We start from the raw sequence: 2,829 nt of genomic DNA, 5'->3' as shown, positions 1-2,829 counted from the left end.
GTCACGGCGATGTTCGCGCCCAAGCTCGACGCCGCAGCGGTGCTGCACCGGCTGACCCTGACCACACCGGTGCGCCACTTCGTGTTGTTCTCCTCCATCTCCGGACTCACCGGTTCACGGTGGCTGGCCCACTACACCGCCACCAGCGGCTACCTGGACGCCCTGGCGTACGCGCGGCGCAGCCTGGGACTCGCGGCCACCACGATCAACTGGGGATTGTGGAAATCGCTGGCCGACAGTGACGGCGATGCCGGGCAGATCAGCGTCGGAACTGGCCTGGTGCCCATGGACGACCAAACGGCCATCGCGGCGCTCCCGCTGGCGATGAATCCGGCCGCCGGGGTGCATTCCATCGTGGTGGACGCCGATTGGCCACTGCTCGCGGAGGCCTACCGCACCCGCGGCTCGCTGCACATCGTCGACGACCTGCTGCCGGACTCGGCGGGCGCAGCCCTGATTCCGGCGCGGGACTGGTCGCATCTGACGCCCGCGCAGGTGCGCCGGGAGGTGGAAGGCGGGCTGCGCAGCATCGTCGCCCGGGAACTGCGGATTCCCGAGCCGGAGCTGGAAAGTGACCGGCCACTCGCCGAAATCGGCCTGAACTCCCTGATGGCCATGGCGATTCGCCGGGAGGCCGAGGCCCTGGTGGGCGTGGAGATTTCGACAACCATGCTGTTCAACCATCCCACCGTCGCCGCGCTGGCCGACCAGCTCACCAAACTGGTTGCCCCTGTTGAGGATTCGGGCCATGACGCGATCGCCGCGTTGTCCGCATCGGCGGGGAGCACGCTGGACAGCTTGTTCGACCGCATCGAATCGTCATCCGTCACCGCCGAGGAGCCCGCGTAATGCGCAGTCTCTTCAGCCGCGTCTCGGACATGACGGCGCAGCAGCGCACCGCCCTGTCCGAGGAATTCGCGCGCGCCGCGCGCACCGTGACCGCCGAACCCGTGGCGGTGGTGGGGATCGGCTGCCGGTTCCCCGGCGGCGTGACGGGACCGGAAAGCTTCTGGGAGTTGTTGGTCGAGGGCCGAAACGCGATCTCCGGGATCCCGTCGGATCGCTGGGACGCCGAGGCGTTCTACAGCCCCGACCCGTTGACGCCCGGTCACATGACGACCAAGTGGGGTGGTTTCGTGCCGGACATCGCGGGGTTCGACGCCGAGTTCTTCGGTATCACCCCGCGTGAAGCCGCATCGATGGACCCACAGCAGCGGATGGTGCTCGAGGTTGCCTGGGAGGCCCTCGAACATGCCGGCATCCCAACGGATTCGCTGGCCGACACCCGGACCGGCGTCATGATCGGCGCCTACTTCAACGAATACCAGTCCATGCTGGCGTCCAGCCCCGAGCAGGTGGACGCCTACACCGGAACCGGCAACTCCCACAGCATCACCGCGGGCCGGGTCTCGTACCTGCTGGGGCTGCGTGGCCCGGCGGTGGCGGTCGACACCGCCTGCTCGTCGTCGTTGGCGGCGATACACCTTGCCTGCCAGAGCCTGCGATCCCGGGAGAGCGACCTGGCGCTGGCCGGCGGGGTCAGCGCTACGTTGCGGCCCGAGACCCAGATCGCCATCTCGGCGTGGGGATTGCTGTCGCCGCAGGGGCGATGCGCGACGTTCGATGCGGCGGCCGACGGTTTCGTGCGCGGCGAGGGCGCGGGCGTGGTGGTGCTCAAGCGGCTGACCGATGCGGTGCGCGACGGCGACCCGGTGCTGGCGGTGGTACGCGGTTCGGCGGTCAACCAGGACGGGCGTTCGAACGGCATCACCGCGCCCAACACGGCCGCCCAATGCGACGTGATCGCCGACGCGTTGCGCTCGGCCGACATCGCACCGGAAAGCGTGAACTACGTGGAGTCACACGGGACCGGGACGGCGCTCGGGGATCCGATCGAATTCGAGGCGCTGGCAGACACTTACGGCCGCGGCACCGGCTCGTGCGCCCTGGGCGCGGTGAAAACCAACATCGGCCACCTGGAGGCGGCGTCCGGGGTGGCCGGGTTCATCAAGGCCGTGCTGGCAGTGCAACGCGGTCAGATTCCGCCGAACCTGCATTTCTCGCAATGGAATCCGGCGATCGACGCGTCATCGACCCGGCTCTTCGTTCCCGTCGAGAACATCGAGTGGCCGTCCGATTCGGGTCCGCGCCGCGCGGCGGTGTCCTCCTTCGGTCTGGGGGGCACGAACGCGCACGCGATCGTCGAGCAGGGCCCGGAATTGGCACCGGTCAACGACACTGGCTCCGACGCCGGGGTGTCGACGTTGGTGGTGTCGGGTAAGTCGGTGGGGCGGGTGGCGGCGACGGCGTCGGTGTTGGCGGAGTGGATGCAGGGTGCGGGGGCCGGGGTGGGGCTTGGTGATGTGGCGCATACGGTGAATCATCATCGGGCCCGGCAGGCCAAGTTCGGCACGGTGATCGCGCGTGATCGCGCGCAGGCGGTGGCCGGGTTGCGGGCGCTGGGCAGTGGTCAGCATGCTCCCGGGGTGGTGTTGCCCCGTGAGGGCGTACTCGGGCCGGGCACGGTGTTCGTGTACTCCGGGCGGGGTTCGCAGTGGGCGGGCATGGGCCGGTTGTTGTTGGCCGAGGAGCCCGAATTCGCGCGCGCTGTCGAGGATTTGGAGCCGGTGTTCGTCGAGCAGGCCGGGTTTTCGCTGCGCGAGGTGATCGCCACGGGCAAGGAGCTGGTCGGCATCGAGCAGATCCAGCTGGGCGTGATCGGCATGCAGCTGGCGCTGACCGCGCTGTGGCGCGCCCACGGGGTGAGCCCTGACCTGGTGATCGGGCACTCGATGGGCGAGGTCGCCGCGGCCGTGGTGGCCGGCGCGC

The 2,829-nt window shown here is 69.2% G+C and carries 2 protein-coding genes; both read left to right on the top strand.

All coding sequences use genetic code 11. The features are described 5' to 3' along the window. Positions 1–849: beta-ketoacyl reductase (locus A5681_RS01295; RefSeq protein ID WP_156737798.1), on the top strand; the 849-nt coding region annotated here is incomplete at its 5' end. Continuing rightward, positions 849–2,829: type I polyketide synthase (locus A5681_RS01290; protein ID WP_082968151.1), on the top strand; the 1,981-nt coding region annotated here is incomplete at its 3' end. The genes A5681_RS01295 and A5681_RS01290, both read left to right, overlap by 1 nt.

Origin of the sequence: Mycobacterium scrofulaceum (assembly GCF_001667885.1) — a bacterium.
GTDB classification, from domain to species: Bacteria; Actinomycetota; Actinomycetes; order Mycobacteriales; family Mycobacteriaceae; genus Mycobacterium; species Mycobacterium scrofulaceum_C.
This window is presented reverse-complemented; position numbering and strand designations above follow the sequence as displayed.